The following is a 16740-nucleotide window of genomic DNA, read 5'->3' on the forward strand; positions in this document are numbered from 1 at the left end:
ACATCCATTTCGCTTCCGGGTTGAAAGGCATTAAAATATAAATGGTAAAACACTTTATTTAAAACGTCAGGTGAATTATTAGTATATACTAATTTCTGTTTTCCCTTATATTGATAGGTGTTTACATCCATATCAATTTCCATTTTATAATTAACATGTTGTTGCCAATAAGTTGATATTACTAATGAAGGTGTCGACGGAGCTTGTGGTGCTGAAACCACTATTTCTTTAGAGTTCTTACAAGAGAATATTAGTGATGATATGAAAAGAATTGAAAGAAAAAAACGAGTCATAGAAAGTAGAATTAAAAAGGGTTTAATATGTAATAAAAAAAATGCCTCCTCGAGTGAAGTCGAGATGTTTTTTTAAAAACTGTTAATTTTCGACTGCACTCGAACAGACATAAATATTTAATACTATTTAGCCATTTTAGCTGCAATAATTAATGCGTTGTAAGCATTTACCATTTTTGCAGATTTACTTAGATCGGCAAAAGGTCTTATATCTTCTGAATTTCCACCAACAATAACTTTAGTGTTTATTGCTAAACCGGAATCCATAATAATTTGTTTTACTTGTGCTGCACTTAAATTTGGGTAATAAGAACGGACTAAAGCGGCTATACCTGCAACGCCAGGCGCAGCCATTGATGTACCGCCTTTAGTGCCATATTCGTTTTCTGGCGTTGTAGAATATACACTTGCTCCAGGAGCAAAAACATCTACATTGCTTTTTCCGTAGTTAGAAAATCCTGCAACCATACCCGATCCGTATTTTGGTGCTAATGCGCCAACTCTAATATAAGTATCTGAAACTTCTTGACCATTTACATTATCGTCTGGATAATTAGCTTTCGTATCAATATCGTTACTATCATTTCCTGCTGCATGAACAAAAACTACATCTTTTTTTCCGGCGTAGGCAATAGCATCACGAACCCAATCACTATGAGGAGAATAGCTTTTACCAAAACTTCCGTTTATAACTTTAGCGCCATTATCAACAGCATAACGAATGGCTAAAGCTACATCTTTATCATACTCATCACCGTTAGGTACTGCTCTAACACTCATGATTTCAACATTATTTGCAACACCATTTGCACCTTTTCCGTTGTTACGTTCGGCTGCAATAATACCAGCCACATGCGTACCATGACTTTCTGTTTTCTTAACAGGCTTTACGTTTCCATTTCCGTAAAATTTTGTAGACATGTCCTCTGGATTGTCACCAGTAACACGCCCTTTTAACTCTTTGTTTAAGTTGTAGTTTAAACGGTCATTAATACTGACTAAACCATTAGCAATCTCCTTTGCCGCATCAGCCATAGAATCCATACCATTACTAAACATGTAATTTGCTATTTGTTGCGCTTTTGCTAAAGATTCATCTTCGGTTTTAATAGAAGCGACTTCTTCTTTAGTGTAATCTTTTTTGCCAAAATGCTTTGCTAATGCATCATCAGTAGTTTTAATTTGCTCATGAATTTGCTCATATTGTGTTTTTCTACCTAACCATTTTTGATATTCGGTTTCATATTCAGCTTTAGCTTTTTCATAATCTGGGTTATTAGTGTTTCCACTTGCTAAAATCCTAACAAACTCTAACTGCTCATTATAGCCATCACCTAAAAAATTCCAACCATGAAGGTCATCAATATATCCGTTTTTATCATCATCTATTCCGTTATCAGGAATTTCACCTTTGTTAGTCCAAATAACATCGTTTAAATCTTCATGGTCAATATCAATTCCAGAATCAATAACGGCTACAATTACTTTTTTTCCTTTTCTGTTTTTAATAATTTCAGCGTAAGCTTTATCAACACTCATTCCCGGTATGGTATCTTTTACTAAATCTAGATGCCCCCAATTGTGTTTTTCGGCTTCAGTAAGTTCAGACACTTTTAAAGGCGATGTATCAATATTTTCAATTGGCGTTGATAAAACAGCCGCAGTTCCTCCGCAGCCAAAAAATAAAACTGCTAAAAAAGCAGATGTTGCTATAGTTTTAATTGTTCTCATGGTATTATTAGAATTAGTCATTTATAAGTTTAATTAAATATATCTTGAGTAGTGTAGATGTTTTTTAAACGAACACCTTTTTCCGTTTTTTGTACCGTAATGATTTCATTATGCGCATCATGTTCTAAAAATAAGTAGAAATTATGTTCTGCGGCCATATTTAGAAAAATTTCTTTCTCATCTAGTGTTAATAATGGTCTCGTATCGTAACCCATAACATAAGGGATTGGTAAATGCCCAGCTGTTGGTAATAAATCTGCCATAAAAGCAATGGTTTTGTCTTGATATTTAATAAGCGGAATCATCTGTTTATCGGTGTGTCCATTAGCAAAAAAAATATCGAAACTTAACTCAGAATTTTTAAGCAAATTATCTTCTGGAAGCGACGTAAATTTTAGCTGGCCACTTTCTTCCATAGGTATAATATTTTCTTTTAAAAATGATGCACGTTCTCGCCTGTTTGGTTCGGTTGCCCATTTCCAATGGTCTTTGTTGCTCCAAAAATGTGCGTTTTTAAAAGCAGGTTCGTAAGCCGTTTTGTCTTTATTCCATTGAATACTGCCTCCACAATGATCAAAATGCAAATGCGTCACAAACACATCTGTAATATCATCCCGATGAAACCCATGAGCTTTAAGAGATTTATCTAAGTTAAAATCGCCCCATGGGTGATAGTAGCTATAAAATTTATCAGATTGCTTATTTCCCATACCGTTATCAACTAATATGAGTCGATTACCATCTTCAATGAGTAAACATCGTGTAGCAATATCAATCATATTATTGGCGTCAGCAGGGTTGGTACGTTGCCATATAGATTTTGGCACCACACCAAACATAGCACCACCATCAAGCTTTAGATTTCCGGCATTTATGGGGAATAAATTCATAGGAATGTAAAATTAAGAAATCTATTAATATTTCTATTAAACCTTAAGAAGATATTAAGAATTGTTTTATAAATAATTACTTGAAATTTAGCTAGATGGGATCACATCTTTTAAACGCTTACCAAAATCATATAAAGCTTTTATTTCTTTTATACTGGCTAAACGTTCTTTTCCAAAAATCAACAAGGCATTTCCGTTTGATTCCACATGATAATAGGGATTACTTTCAAAGAAATTTGTGACATCATCATTAAAAAACTTAGCGATACCAGCTTTGTTATCTCCAAGTAAATAGAAGCGATTAGAAAAGTCGTCATGATTTTCTATAAGAATATCTTTAAATCCAGCAAAAGCTGAAACTTTTTCAAGAAACCCTTCTTTATCTAAGGTAAACTCTGGAATATCAAATTGTAAATCGATGTGAAGCATGCTTTTACGAACCACTTCTTTGGCTATAAATTCACCTTCTGAAAATTCAATATCAAATAACGTTATAGCATTCTGTTTATGAGATAATTTATTATAAATATGGTTGATATTCTTCGTTCTGAAAAATGAAAAACTATTTAAAAACGATGTGTCTTTTTTCTTTTTAGGGTTGTATTCTAAACTATAGTTTTCGGCTAAAGTCTCCATACTTGTTTGACGTCTAGTAAGACTATTTTTTATAATTTTAGGAACGGGTAATAAACGCCTTGAAGAAAAAGGATGCTTTGTTTCTGTGTCGTGCATATCCAAGCCTACTACATCAAAATGCCCACCTCGTTTAGCGAACAATTCTTGATAGCTATTAATGTTTTCCAGAACGGTATCATCAACAAAATCACATAGTGAAAAATCTACGATAACATCTTGATCTTCAGGAATCGCATCTAAATGTTTTTTTAATCTGAAATAGTTTATAAAGCTGCAAAAGTGCTTGACACTTACATAGTAACTGCCCTTGTTTCCTTGTTCTTCAAACATTAAAACATTTGGTTTCAACAAATTCCGAATAAATAAGCCATATCCTAAATTTCTATTGATAATCAGATGAAGGATAAAGGTGGTTAGAACACCTGCGATGATTCCTGTTATTAGTCCTATTTTTAAGGTGACAATGAGCGTCATGAAAAAGATAATAAGTTGCTCTTTGCCAATAGAAAACATTTTAGTGATAATTTTTGGCGAAGCTAATTTGTAGCCTGTGTATACTAAAATAGCCATTAAAGCAGGGAGCGGGATGCGGGTAAGCTGGGTGCTAAAAAACACGATAAACAAAACCAAAAATAATGCATGGAAAAAATTTGAAGAACGATTACTGGCTCCTTGATTAACATTAACCGAGCTTCGCGCAATTACAGTTACTACATTTAAACCACCAAGTAAACCACTGCCAACGGTTGCTAAACCAAGTGCTTTTAAATCTCTATTAACATTGGAGCGTCGCTTTTCTGGATCTAATTTATCAACAGCTTTAATACTTAAAAGCGATTCTATACTAGCGATAAGTGTTAGCGCTAAGACACTTGCCCAAAAGGGAAAACTCCAAATACCACTAAAATCAGGTACTGGTAAATCGGCAATAATATTTTGAATACTGGGAATTCCAGAAACCATGTATTTTTGAGCTATAGGATTAGGTTTATGAAGTATAAGCTCAAAGTAATAACTAAACCCTATTGACAGTATAACAATCCACATAGGTGCAGGAATAAGCTGTAAATATTTATTTCTAATTTTAGAATAGAAGAGCATAATGGCCAAACTTAAAACACCTGCCAACGCTGCAAAAATTAATCCCTTATCGTCGTAATGAAAAGCATCATATATGGTGTTAGGAATCTCCATAAGATAATCTATGGTGTCTACTCTATTAATCTTATGAGCTAACATAATATGGAATTGCTTGCCTAAAATAATTAAACCAATAGCAGCCAACATACCCTGTATGGCAGAGGATGGAAAAAAATCGGCTAGCGCACCCATTCTAAAAAAACCAAGAAGTAATAGTAAAACTCCTGAACACATAATGGCTACATAGGCACTTTCTATTCCTAAAGTAGATATAGCCACTAAAAGCACTCCTACTAAACCATTTCCGGGGCCAACAATAGTCACATGGCTTCCTCCCAAAACAGAAACAATAACACCACCTACGATAGCTGCAATTATACCTGAAATAGGAGGCGCATCACTAGCCATAGCTAGTCCTAAGCCTAAAGGCAGTGCAATAAGACTAACTACAAAACCCGAAAAAATATTTTTAGGTAAGGTTTTAAAAAAGTCTTTTATGTTATTTTTTTTTGGACTCATTGTAGGATTAACACATCGGTTGGTAATTCGGTTAAAATATGCTCAATATCATGAGGAAAAAGTCTATCCAAAAAAGTCATTTTTGATGGCGCATTCATAATTAATAAATCGGCTCGCGAAATTTGTGCGTAATGACCAATGGAATACCCACGCTTACCAAATATAGGCTGTAATTTTATCGTTTTATTTTTAGTGTATTCTTTGGGGATATGACTAATAATTTCTTTTACTCTTGAGTTTTCTCTAAGCTCAATCCGCTCTTTTGCTATGTTAGTTCTTCTAAGCGATTTATCATCATCCACCTTTACTGCTATTTGATCTTGCCCAATTTCTTCTACAATGGTAACTTTTTCAGCATTAAGCTGTTTAGCAACGTAAAAAGCGGAGGTAATGGTTTGTTCGGTTTTTGGGTCTTTTAAGCCATTTACTACGATATGTTGACAAGGTACACGCTCAACAGAAGGTTTAATTAGTAATAAAATGGAACATTTGGCTTGACGCGTAATTTTTCTAGCAATAGAACCCACATAGTATTTTAAAATCTGTTCTCGCCTAACAGCTCCAAGAATTAATAAGTCTATCTTTTTTTCTTCGGAAGTTGATAAAATAACATCTACAGGATCTCCAGTTTTAAAAACAACTTCATAATCTAATTTGTCTTCTTCAAAACTTTTTAGAATGATACTCAACATGTTAGTCTTTTCTTCAGAAGCTTCACCAACATGAATTAAAAACAATTTTGCACCAAAAAAAACAGATAACCTAGCAGCCTCAAAGAGGTTAGCTTTTAAGTTTGGGGAATATGCCACCCCAATTCCAATACTTTTAAAAGGATTTAAAGACACAGGTTTTAATATATTTTTTAGTCAAAAGAGGAAAGATAACATTTTTTAAAAATAAAAAACCGTACGTTTTACTTAAATTAGTATTTTAAATAGAAACAGCCCATGTTAGAACTTGGTGGAATCATTATATTAGGAATATTAGCTCAATGGTTTGCTTGGAAATTTAAAATCCCTGCTATTTTACCATTAATTTTAATTGGATTACTTGTTGGCCCAATAGCTGCCGAATTTTTGTCTGATGATGGCACAAAGTGGATTGAACCCATATGGAATGGAAAAGAAGGATTGTTTCCGGGGGAAAGCCTTTTCTATTTTGTATCGCTAGCTATTAGTATTATTTTATTTGAAGGTGGTCTAACCTTAAAGATGAGCGAGATAAAAAATGTTGGTCCTGTTATTACCAAGCTTATTACTCTTGGCTCATTAGTTACCTTTTTTGGGGCAGCATTAGCAGCGTATTTTATTTTTAATTTAAGTTGGCAAATATCATATTTGTTCTCAGCGTTAATCATTGTTACAGGGCCCACGGTAATAACACCTATTTTAAGAAACATTCCTTTAAAAAAGGATGTATCTACAGTTTTAAAATGGGAAGGGATTTTGATTGACCCTATTGGCGCCTTGGTAGCTGTATTGGTTTTTGAATTTATAAGTGTTGATGCTGGAGGCGAGTTTACAAAAACCGCCTTAATAGAATTTGGAAAAATAGTTTTATTTGGTTTTACATTTGGTTTTACGTTTGCGCACGCCCTTAATTTTATTATTAATAAAAAATGGGTACCTCATTATCTTTTAAATGTATTTGCACTTGCAGCAGTACTTGGTGTGTTTGTGTTATCTGATGCTTTTGCTCACGAATCGGGTTTATTATCAGTTGTAGTTATGGGGATGGTTTTAGGGAATTCTAATTCACCTTATTTAAAAGAACTTCTTTACTTTAAAGAGTCTTTAAGCGTATTACTTATTTCTATTTTATTCATTTTGTTAGCGGCCAACATTAATATAGAAGATTTATTACTAATATATAATTGGAAAACAGCTATACTTTTTGCCGTGGTAGTTTTTGTAATACGTCCTATTGGTGTTTTTTTAAGTACAAGAGGCTCTTCATTAAAGCTTAACGAGAAAGTCTTTATAAGTTGGGTTGGTCCGCGTGGAATTGTAGCGGCAGGTATAGCGTCTTTATTCGGGTTAAAACTAGCTAAAAATGGTGTTGAAGGTGCAGAATATATTACACCTTTAGTTTTTATGATTGTGTTGGGAACGGTTTTATTAAATGCCACAACAGCACGTTTTTTCGCAAAAATAATAGGTGTTTTTTTAATAAAATCTGAAGGGGTTTTAATTTTAGGAGCCTCAAAAGTCTCAAGACTATTAGGGCATTATTTAGAAATAAATGGCAGACATGTGGTATTAATAGATAGCAATGAAAGCAATATTGAAAAAGCTAAAGAATTGGGTCTGGAAGCAATTAGCACGAATATTTACTCTGATACTTTATTGGATAATATTGAGTTAAGTGATGTTGGTTATTTAATGGCATTAACAGGAAATCCTGATATAAATAAATATGCCATCAATAAATTTAGTAAGCAGTTTGGAGAAAACGGTACTTTTAGACTTGTAACCACTAAAGAAATGCTGGATGACAGCAATACCCCTAAAGAAGGCTTGTTTTCACATAAAGATGACTTTAATAGATTGTCAGAATTAACAAGAAAGCATCCATCAATTCAAGAAATTGATTTAGAAGACAAAACACATTACGAGAAGTTAATTACTATTTCAAATAATGATGAAGATATCATTCCTTTATTTGTAAAAGATAATGAAGGCGAACTTCATATTATATCGTCTAATAATTTAGCGTTTAAAAACATTGAAAAGGGCTATCAACTTGTTTATTTGGGAAAACCATTTGATGTTGAAAATGTACCAACCGCTGAAACCAAAGGAACTAAAGACGAATAGAAGTTATAGTTCTATTTAATCAATTTTCAAGGTTGTTTAATGTAAAGATAAGGTTTCGTCTTAATCAACTTTATACATGGTTAAAGGAAGTTAGCGGGTTTGACGGATAAAGTAAATAGTTTTAATAACCGTTTTAGCTTATGAAAAAGCCTCTCTTATTTTAAAAAGAGAGGCTTTAATATTTTATTATAGTATGACTTTTTTAAGCCATAATATGAAGCTCTGAAAACTCCTTAGTAAGTACTAAAGTGTTATCGCCATTAAGTTCAAGATCTTTAAACGGTATAACAACATTATCAATTTCAACTTTAGAAATCTTAAATGGTAGACCATGTAAATTCAGTTTAAACGTTTTATAGGTGGTTATAAATTTTCCTGATTTGTGTTGTTGAATAATCAACTCCTTTTTCTTTCCTGATAATTTAAAAGTTCTTAAACTATATCTACCTTTAATATAGTCATAACCATCTGTAGCATCTTCGTAAACTTCAGAGGTTTCTTTGCCTTCTTTATAGTAAACGTCAAGTAATAACTCATCAATAGTTTTTTCACCTACATATTGTTGAATAGGATATTTAGGGATAATAGCACCTTCTTTAACAAAAATAGGCATACTATCTAAATCGGCATCAACCCATTGCTCTGTGCCGCCTTCAACAATTTCATCACTCCAGAAGTTATACCATTTACCACGAGGGATGTACAAGCGTCTTCCTGTTTGGTTTGGTGCTGTTATTGGGCAAGCCAATATTTTTTCGCCAAAAACAAACTCATCATTTCTATAATGTGTTTGAGGATCATGTTGATCGTATAATACAAGCGACTTCAAAATTGGAATTCCTTCTTCAGCATACCTCCAAAACGCCGTATATAAATAAGGCAGTAATTGATACCTTAATTCAATAAACTTTCTTACTACATCAGTTATAGCAGTTCCAAACGCCCAAGGTTCTTGATCGCCATGGTCTCCTGAAGAGTGTGTTCTACAGAATGGGTGAAAAATACCTAACTGAATCCAACGTGCATATAATTCGCCATTTGGTTGTTCAGCAAATCCTCCAATATCAGATCCTATAAACGAGAACCCAGACATACACATACGTTGTGCTTGTAAATTTGCAATAGTTAAGTGGTCCCAAGTTGCAATATTATCTCCGGTCCAACTCGATGTGTAACGTTGTGTACCTGAATAAGCGGCTCTTGTAATTACAAAAGGTCTTTTTGGGTACGAGAATTTCTTTAATCCCTGATATGTGGCACGTGCCATTTGCATTCCGTAAACATTATGCGCTTTTCTGTGGCTACATTGGTTCCCGTCATAATCATGTCTTACATCGTTAGGGAAGGTTTTTCCAGGAACGTCCATTACTGCTGGCTCGTTCATATCATTCCAAACCCCTTTAACACCTATGTCTTCTACTAATTCTTGGAATAAATTAGCCCACCATTCTCTTACTTCCGGGTTTGTGAAATCTGGAAAATAGCATTCACCAGGCCATACTTTACCTTTCATATATGGGCCATCTGCCCTTTTACAGAAGTAATCTTTTTCAAGTCCTTCTCTAAACACAGAATAATCCATATCTATTTTAATTCCTGGGTCAATAATAACAATGGTTTTAAAACCGTCATCAGCTAACTCCTTAACCATTCTTTTAGGGTTTGGGAAATATTCTTCGCTCCAAGTAAAGCATCTAAACCCTTCCATATAATCTATATCCAAATAGATGGCATCACATGGTATTTTTAAGTCTCGGAATTTTTTAGTAATCTCTTTTACGTTGGATTCAGGATAATAACTCCATTTACATTGGTGGTAACCCAAAGTCCAAAGTGCCGGTAATTGATGTGGTTTACCTGTTAAATCCGTGTAGTTTACAACAACATCCGACATTTCAGGACCATAGATAAAATAGTAATTCATTTCACCGCCTTGTGCCCAAAAACTTGTAATGTTTCTGCGCTCATGGCAAAAGTCAAAGAATGAACGGAACGTATTGTCAAAAAATATTCCGTAAGATTTTTTGTTGTGTAAGGCTGTATAAAAAGGAATTGTTTTATAAATAGGATCTGTATTTCTGCCATAGGCATAAGAATCTGTAACCCAATTCTCAAAACGTTTTCCTTTTAAGTTATTGTCAACGGGCTTATCACCTAAACCATAATAGCTTTCACCTGGCTGAGCCGTTTTGGACATTTTCACAACATTGCCACCATACTCGTAACTTTCTTCCCAATGGAATCCAAGTTCATCTTCACAAATTAAAGATTTGTCTACAGCATCATAAATAGATGTTCTTAAATCTAATTTTGAAATGTGGCAAATTAGTTTTGTTGTTGTAATGATGTAGTTCTTATCATTTTCAGTAACCTCTAGAAGGTTATAGCCTCTACTTGCGTATTTAGTGATTGCATAAGAAAAATCATTTTCAAAAATACCAGTAGTTGTAAATCTAAAGCGAAGTATACTATCTCTTCGAACTGTAACTTGTAAAACAGCACCATTTTCAGTAGTGAAAGACAATACGTTAAGGTGCTTTTCGTATGAAACTATTTGTGAAGGAAATAAGTTTCCTTTATATTCTAATTCAGTATTTAATATCATGTTTTTTTACTATCAATCTTAAGAGCTAATTTACTAAAAACAAAAAAGCTATAATGCTTATAATTATTAAAAAAACAGCAAAAAAATTACATAAAATTCAAAGAATGAGAGGTGTAATTAAAAAAATCTAACATTGTAGGAATTAACATTCTTTTTTTGTTTTCAATGATTTCTAATTAAAATGTTTCGTTTTTGCTAAAAACATCATTTAACTATTCTTTTAAGGAAAAACGAATCGCTAAATGATGTAAATATTTTAAAGCTTAAGATTTAAATTTAAAAATAGTTACCGCGAGAGGAGGTAAAGTTACGATTGCTGAATAGTCTTTACCATTCCATGGATCTTTTTTGATGGTTATTTGTCTGGTATTTAAAACGCCACTACCTCCAAATGCTTCAGCGTCACTATTGAAAATCTCCTTAAGCTTACCTTTAACCGGAACACCTATTTTATAATTTTCTCTAATGGATGGAGTTAAATTACAGATTACAACAACATTCTCCTCTTCTTTGTAACCTTTTCGCATATAAGAAATTACACAGTTTTCGTGATCATCATAACTAATCCACTCAAAGCCTTCTCCACTAAAACCTTTTTCATAAAGGGCTGGAGTTGTTTTGTATAATTTATTTAGCTCTTTATAATAATTTTGAGCGTCTTTATGGGGTTTAAATTCTAGTAAGTTCCAATCTAAACTCTCTTGGAAATTCCATTCGTTATATTGACCAAATTCACTACCCATAAATAAGAGTTTTGTACCAGGGTGTGTAAACATGTAACCGTATAATAATCTTAAGTTCGCAAACCGTTGCCATTCATCACCTGGCATTCTTCCTATAATAGAATTTTTGCCATATACCACCTCGTCATGCGATAGCGGAAGCATAAAATTTTCAGTAAAAGCATAAGCTAAACTGAATGTAATTTCATTTTGATGGTGTTTTCTATACACAGGATCTTTAGCAAAATACTCTAAAGTATCGTGCATCCAGCCCATCATCCATTTCATACCAAAGCCTAAACCGCCAACAAATGTTGGTTTAGAAACCATAGGGAATGCTGTAGATTCTTCTGCAATAGTTTGTACATCTGGGAAAGATGCATATATTTCTTCATTTAATTCTTTTAAGAAGCTTATTACTGCAAGGTTTTCTCGTCCGCCGTAAATGTTTGGTTCCCATTCACCGTCTTCTCTGGAATAATCTAAGAATAACATAGAGGCAACTGCATCAACACGTAATCCATCGGCATGGTATTGGTCCATCCAAAATACAGCATTACTTATTAAAAATGATCGTACTTCATTCCGTTCATAATTGAAAATTAAACTTTTCCAATCTTGATGGTATCCTTTTCGTTTGTCTGGGTGTTCGTATAAGTTGGAACCATCAAAGAACCCTAAACCGTGTGCGTCTTCCGGGAAGTGTGATGGTACCCAATCTAAAATAATTCCAATTCCAGCTTGATGCAATTTATCAACTAAATATTTAAATTCTTCAGGGTAGCCAAACCGCGATGTTGGCGCAAAATAACCAGTTACTTGATAACCCCAAGATGGATCGTATGGGAATTCCATAATAGGCATTAATTCTACGTGCGTGAAATTCATTTCACTTACATAGTTTACTAAATCATCAGCCAACTCAAAATAAGACATAAATCGGTCTTCTTCAGCGTGCCTTTTCCAAGAACCCAAATGAACTTCGTAAACAGAATATGGTGCATCAAGAGCATTATGATTTTTACGGGTTTTCATCCAGTCTTTATCTCTCCACTTGTAATCATCTTCCCAAACTATAGATGCTGTATTTGGATTATGCTCACAACGCCTAGCATAAGGGTCTGCTTTTTCGGTTTTTATATCATTATTATTACTTTGAATTTTATATTTATATGTCGCGCCTTTTTCAACAAGGGGAATAAACCCTTCCCAAATACCGCTAGAATCCCAACGCACGTTTAACTGGTGTTCGCCTTCCATCCAATAGTTAAAGTCGCCAATTACAGATACTTGTTTTGCGGTAGGAGCCCAAACTGCAAAATACACACCATCAATACCATCAACAGTAACAAGGTGTGAGCCCATTTTTTCATAAAGCCTAAAGTGTTTCCCAGCTTTAAAAAGATTAATATCAAATTCTGTAAATAAACTGTGAACTTTTACTTGTGCCATAAATTAATGATTTATAATATTAGATATTCCTTTTAAAGGAATGACAGCCCATTTTGGACGAGAATTGAGTTCGTAACCCAACTCGTAAACTGCTTTTTCCAGTAAGCAGTATTTTAATATAAATATACGTTCTTGATTGTATCCTAAATTTAAATTTTCGTTTTGTGTTTCGGTAACATAGGCACCCAAAAATAATCCGGTGATATAACGGTATAATATTTCCCCTGCTTTAAACAGATTATCTTGATTTGAAGGATAACTTTCTTGGTTGTTAAAAATAGTGGCGTAAATGGCATAATGAAATGACCTAAAGAGACCAGCAACGTCTTTTAAAGGCGGTTGTTTTACTTTTCTATCTCGAATCGTACTTTCGGGTTCGCCTTCAAAATCTATAATGTAGAAATCTTTATCCTTTACTAAAATTTGACCTAAATGATAATCGCCATGCACTCTTATTCTTTCGCCTTTAAGTTTGGTCCAATCAAAATTTACAAAACGTTTTCTTATACTGTTTTTTTTATCGAGAAACTCTTGCGCAAGGGTTGATGCTAATCCGTCTAATTTATCAAGGCTATTTTCAATCACATTAAGTCTGTTTTGAAATTGATAGAGCATTTTGTTTTTTAACCATACCGTATAATCACCATTGTAATGTGCTGGAGTAAAAGCTGTTTCTTCGAATTCTGAACCTAAAGCGATGTGCATTTCAGCGGTACGAATTGCTAAGGTTTTAACCTGATTAAACAAATTTAAACCTGCCCAATCTATAATTTGAGGAGGAATATCTTCAATGGTTAAGCGTTGGTATAACTCGGTATTTGGTAGTGTATCAATATTTATTTTCTTGTATGCTAAAATTGAAAATACGTTATGTAGTTCCTTTAGCATATAGTCCCAAGCATCCCCTTCATTAGGAATCATATCCTGCATTAAACCAATAGTAATATTGTTGTTTTCAGAGTCAACTAAATTGATGCTTCCTAAATAAGCAGGTGTATTTTTAAATTCCTTTTTCTCTGACAAAAAACGACTCATTTCGTAATCAGGATTCTTATTGGGAAAAATGCGTCTAAAAAACTTTAAGACATACTTTTCGTTATAAACTAGGGAGGTGTTACTTTGTTCTAATCCCATAAACCTAGAAGATTCATAGGTTTTATTTTTAAATAAATGACTTTTATGGTATTGAACTTTCGTCGTGTCTTTAGGTTCTGCAGTTGCAATACGTTCAAAAACTAACTTTCTGAATGATTCTAAGTTAATCGCATCTATGATATACCCTTTTTGATTTTGAATACTTATTGGAAGAATTCTATCTTTTTGACCAAAATTTTCATCGGTTACAAAAGCAATTGGTAAAAAATAATGCTGATAAAAGGCTTCAACAAAATTTACTTCCAAAATGAGTCCAAAATAAACCTCACCATGCTGTTGAATTTTAAAATATTCAGCAAGTTCAATATATTTTAACCGACTTGACTTACCTCCATACCAGCGTTGTTGAACAATGTAAGCTTCTAATACATCTGATAAAAAAGTTTTTACAAAGCCTTCATTATCAAGTAAAACTTCCCAAGAGTCATTAGACTTAAAAAGGGGGTTAGCTGATGCTGTCGATGCTTTATCAGTCATAGACTATTTGTTAATCTTGAAAATATGAAATGGTGTGGTTGGATGCAACTCAACAAAGTTCCATTCGCTATTCCAATTGTAGCGACTATCTGTAATTAAATCATGCATTTCAAGGTTATGACCATGAGACACCCCAATATCTTGCAGAGGAACTTGAACTGTACCTTGTTGTGAATTGTGAGCATCTAGACTAATAATAACAAATATTTGGTTTGTTCTATCGTCATTCCATTTATAAAATGCCAATAAATTGTCATTTTCAATATGGCAGAATTTAATGTTATTGGTTTGTTGAAGCGCAGGATTATTGTGTCTTATGTCATTTATTTTTGCAATAATAGTTATAAGCTTACTTTTTATATCCCAATCATAATGGGTGATTTGGAATTTTTCTGAATTTAAATACTCTTCTTTACCAGGTAATGAACTAGAAAGCATATATTCAAAAACAGGCCCATAAATCCCTACGCTAGAACTTAATGTTGCAGCAAGGGCATACCTTTGAATGTGTTTAGATTCGTTGGCACCTTGTAAATGATACGGATTAATATCTGGGGTGTTAGGCCAAAAGTTTGGCTGCATATATTCTTTTAACTCTGATCTTGTTAGCTCTTCAACGTACTCTATAAGTTCATGTTTACTTTCGCGCCATGTAAAATAGGTATAAGACTGTGTGAAGCCCTGTTTGGCAAGCTGTTGCATAACTTTTGGAGCTGTAAAAGCTTCAGCTAAGAAGATAACATCGGGATGTTTTGCCTTAACTTGTGAAATAATCCAATTCCAGAAATAAAATGGTTTGGTGTGTGGATTATCGACTCTAAAAATACTTATGCCACAATCAATCCAATGCATCAAAACATCTAAACATTCATTCCAAAGATTTTTATAATCTTCACTTTCCCAGTAAATAGGGAGGATATCTTGATATTTTTTCGGTGGATTTTCAGCATATTGTACAGTGCCATCTGGTCGCCACTTAAACCATTTTGGATGATCTTTTACCCAAGGATGATCGGGAGCAGCTTGTAACGCGTAATCCATAGCTATTTCAATCCCATTATCTTTAGCATTATTAATTAAAGATTTAAAATCATCAAGTGTTCCTAATTGTGGGTGAATGTCTTTATGGCCACCATATTGAGAGCCAACACCCCAAGTAGAGCCAACATCGCCTGCTTTAGCTTCAGTAGTATTGTTTTTGCCTTTTCTATTCACTTCACCTATCGGATGAATAGGGGGTAAATATACCACATCAAAACCCATGTTTTTAACACGAGGAAGTAGCTGCTCGCAGTCTTTAAATGTGCCATGAACTCCTTCTTTTTTTGAGGCTGAACGCGGAAAAAATTCGTACCAGGTACTAAATCTAGCTTTATTTCTATCGACATAAACCTGATAATCTTTTGAAGAATTATCGAACTGTTTTACAGGGTTTTTAAAGAATATTTGGTATAACTTTTCAGTAGTCGCTTCGGTAATAGCCTCCCCATAATCACTTTCATTTTTAAATAGCTTATGGAGGCGTTTTAAATAGGTTTTATCCTCGGCCGTTACTTTTTTTAGAATAGCTTCAATATACTCAACTCCTTCAAGTAATTCAGAAGATACGTGTTGGTTATCATTAATTTTTCTAATTAAGCCATGTCGCCAATTAAGAGCATAATCTACCCAAGCTTGAACTTTATAAGTATAAAACCCTTGTTTTTCAACCGTAAATGACCCTTGCCATTCATCGTTTGAAAGCAGGCTCATTCTAGTTTCTTTCCAAGTTTTATCTTTTTCGTGTTTATATAAAACAGATGCGCTTATAACATCATGGCCATCGGCCATAATATGTGCGTCTATATTTACAATTTCATTTACCACACGCTTAACATAGAACTCACCATTATTTACGCTAGGCGAGACATAATCAACTACAACTCTTTTTTGGTCTTGCATATTAATTGGTTATATAATAGAAAATAAAAAGATTACGTGTTTTAGATTACTGTTCCTTTTGGGATTGTGGCTGATTTTTTAATTACTACAATACCTTGTTTAATCATATAAGTGTCGGTTTCTTTATCCTCTAAATGTTTACCTCCATTTATTCGAACATCATCTCCTATTCTACAGTTTTTATCTAAAATGGCATTTTTTATAAAACAGCGTTCTCCAATACCCATAAGTATCGGAATGTCATTGTTGTTAATATCTTCTAAGGATTCATAATAATCGCTACCCATCATATAGGTGTTAATTACAGTAGATTCGTTTCCGATTCTAGAACGAATACCAATTACAGATTTTTCAATTTTTGCA

The 16740-nt window shown here is 33.6% G+C and carries 9 protein-coding genes and 2 pseudogenes; 1 reads left to right on the forward strand and 10 read right to left on the reverse strand.

Features of this window, described 5'->3' with window-relative positions:
- From QZ260_RS08570 to QZ260_RS08590, 5 genes and pseudogenes are all read right to left on the reverse strand, one after another.
- Positions 1 to 293 (reverse strand): annotated as a pseudogene (locus QZ260_RS08570) (M1 family peptidase); the annotation flags it as partial.
- Positions 294 to 416: 123 nt separating this feature from the next.
- Positions 417 to 2024, reverse strand: coding sequence for a S8 family peptidase (locus QZ260_RS08575; protein ID WP_295985054.1), 1608 nt, complete (start codon positions 2022 to 2024; stop codon positions 417 to 419).
- Positions 2025 to 2053: 29 nt separating this feature from the next.
- Positions 2054 to 2914: an MBL fold metallo-hydrolase gene (locus QZ260_RS08580; RefSeq protein WP_295985056.1), complete on the reverse strand. Its 861-nt coding sequence runs from the start codon at positions 2912 to 2914 to the stop codon at positions 2054 to 2056.
- A gap of 87 nt (positions 2915 to 3001) precedes the next feature.
- Positions 3002 to 5209 (reverse strand): SulP family inorganic anion transporter, encoded by a 2208-nt coding sequence (locus tag QZ260_RS08585; RefSeq protein WP_295985057.1) that lies wholly within the window; start codon positions 5207 to 5209, stop codon positions 3002 to 3004.
- On the reverse strand, positions 5206 to 6054 hold the full coding sequence (locus QZ260_RS08590) for a universal stress protein (RefSeq protein WP_295985059.1): 849 nt from the start codon (positions 6052 to 6054) through the stop codon (positions 5206 to 5208). The genes QZ260_RS08585 and QZ260_RS08590 overlap by 4 nt, the downstream gene beginning before the upstream one ends.
- A gap of 102 nt (positions 6055 to 6156) precedes the next feature.
- On the opposite strand from QZ260_RS08590, the gene QZ260_RS08595 reads away from it, so the two are divergent.
- Positions 6157 to 8025, forward strand: coding sequence for a sodium:proton antiporter (locus tag QZ260_RS08595; RefSeq protein WP_295985060.1), 1869 nt, complete (start codon positions 6157 to 6159; stop codon positions 8023 to 8025).
- A gap of 202 nt (positions 8026 to 8227) precedes the next feature.
- Here the strand turns inward: QZ260_RS08595 and QZ260_RS08600 are convergent, their stop codons facing one another.
- The 5 genes and pseudogenes from QZ260_RS08600 to glgC all read right to left on the reverse strand — a co-directional run.
- Complete coding sequence (locus tag QZ260_RS08600; RefSeq protein ID WP_295985062.1) at positions 8228 to 10630, reverse strand: glycoside hydrolase family 31 protein; 2403 nt, start codon at positions 10628 to 10630, stop codon at positions 8228 to 8230.
- A 263-nt stretch (positions 10631 to 10893) separates the two neighbouring features.
- Positions 10894 to 12804, reverse strand: coding sequence for a 1,4-alpha-glucan branching protein GlgB (gene glgB, locus QZ260_RS08605; protein ID WP_295985063.1), 1911 nt, complete (start codon positions 12802 to 12804; stop codon positions 10894 to 10896).
- A 3-nt stretch (positions 12805 to 12807) separates the two neighbouring features.
- Positions 12808 to 14436, reverse strand: a complete 1629-nt coding sequence (locus tag QZ260_RS08610; RefSeq protein WP_295985065.1) for a trehalose synthase — start codon at positions 14434 to 14436, stop codon at positions 12808 to 12810.
- 3 nt (positions 14437 to 14439) lie between these two features.
- Entirely contained in the window at positions 14440 to 16377 is a 1938-nt protein-coding gene (locus QZ260_RS08615; protein WP_295985068.1) for an alpha-1,4-glucan--maltose-1-phosphate maltosyltransferase, read from the reverse strand.
- Positions 16378 to 16418: 41 nt separating this feature from the next.
- Positions 16419 to 16740: pseudogene (glgC, locus tag QZ260_RS08620) on the reverse strand (glucose-1-phosphate adenylyltransferase); the annotation flags it as partial.

This window comes from uncultured Algibacter sp., from assembly GCF_905480415.1.
GTDB lineage: Bacteria > Bacteroidota > Bacteroidia > Flavobacteriales > Flavobacteriaceae > Algibacter_B.

Excerpts from the sequence above, each read along its gene's own strand:
- QZ260_RS08610 (WP_295985065.1), bottom strand. The coding sequence starts at position 14,436 with ATGACTGATAAAGCATCGACAGCATCAGCTAACCCCCTTTTTAAGTCT.
- QZ260_RS08615 (WP_295985068.1), bottom strand. The coding sequence starts at position 16,377 with ATGCAAGACCAAAAAAGAGTTGTAGTTGATTATGTCTCGCCTAGCGTA.
- QZ260_RS08580 (WP_295985056.1), bottom strand. The coding sequence starts at position 2,914 with ATGAATTTATTCCCCATAAATGCCGGAAATCTAAAGCTTGATGGTGGT.
- QZ260_RS08600 (WP_295985062.1), bottom strand. The coding sequence starts at position 10,630 with ATGATATTAAATACTGAATTAGAATATAAAGGAAACTTATTTCCTTCA.
- glgB (WP_295985063.1), bottom strand. The coding sequence starts at position 12,804 with ATGGCACAAGTAAAAGTTCACAGTTTATTTACAGAATTTGATATTAAT.
- QZ260_RS08595 (WP_295985060.1), top strand. The coding sequence starts at position 6,157 with ATGTTAGAACTTGGTGGAATCATTATATTAGGAATATTAGCTCAATGG.
- QZ260_RS08585 (WP_295985057.1), bottom strand. The coding sequence starts at position 5,209 with ATGAGTCCAAAAAAAAATAACATAAAAGACTTTTTTAAAACCTTACCT.
- QZ260_RS08575 (WP_295985054.1), bottom strand. The coding sequence starts at position 2,024 with ATGAGAACAATTAAAACTATAGCAACATCTGCTTTTTTAGCAGTTTTA.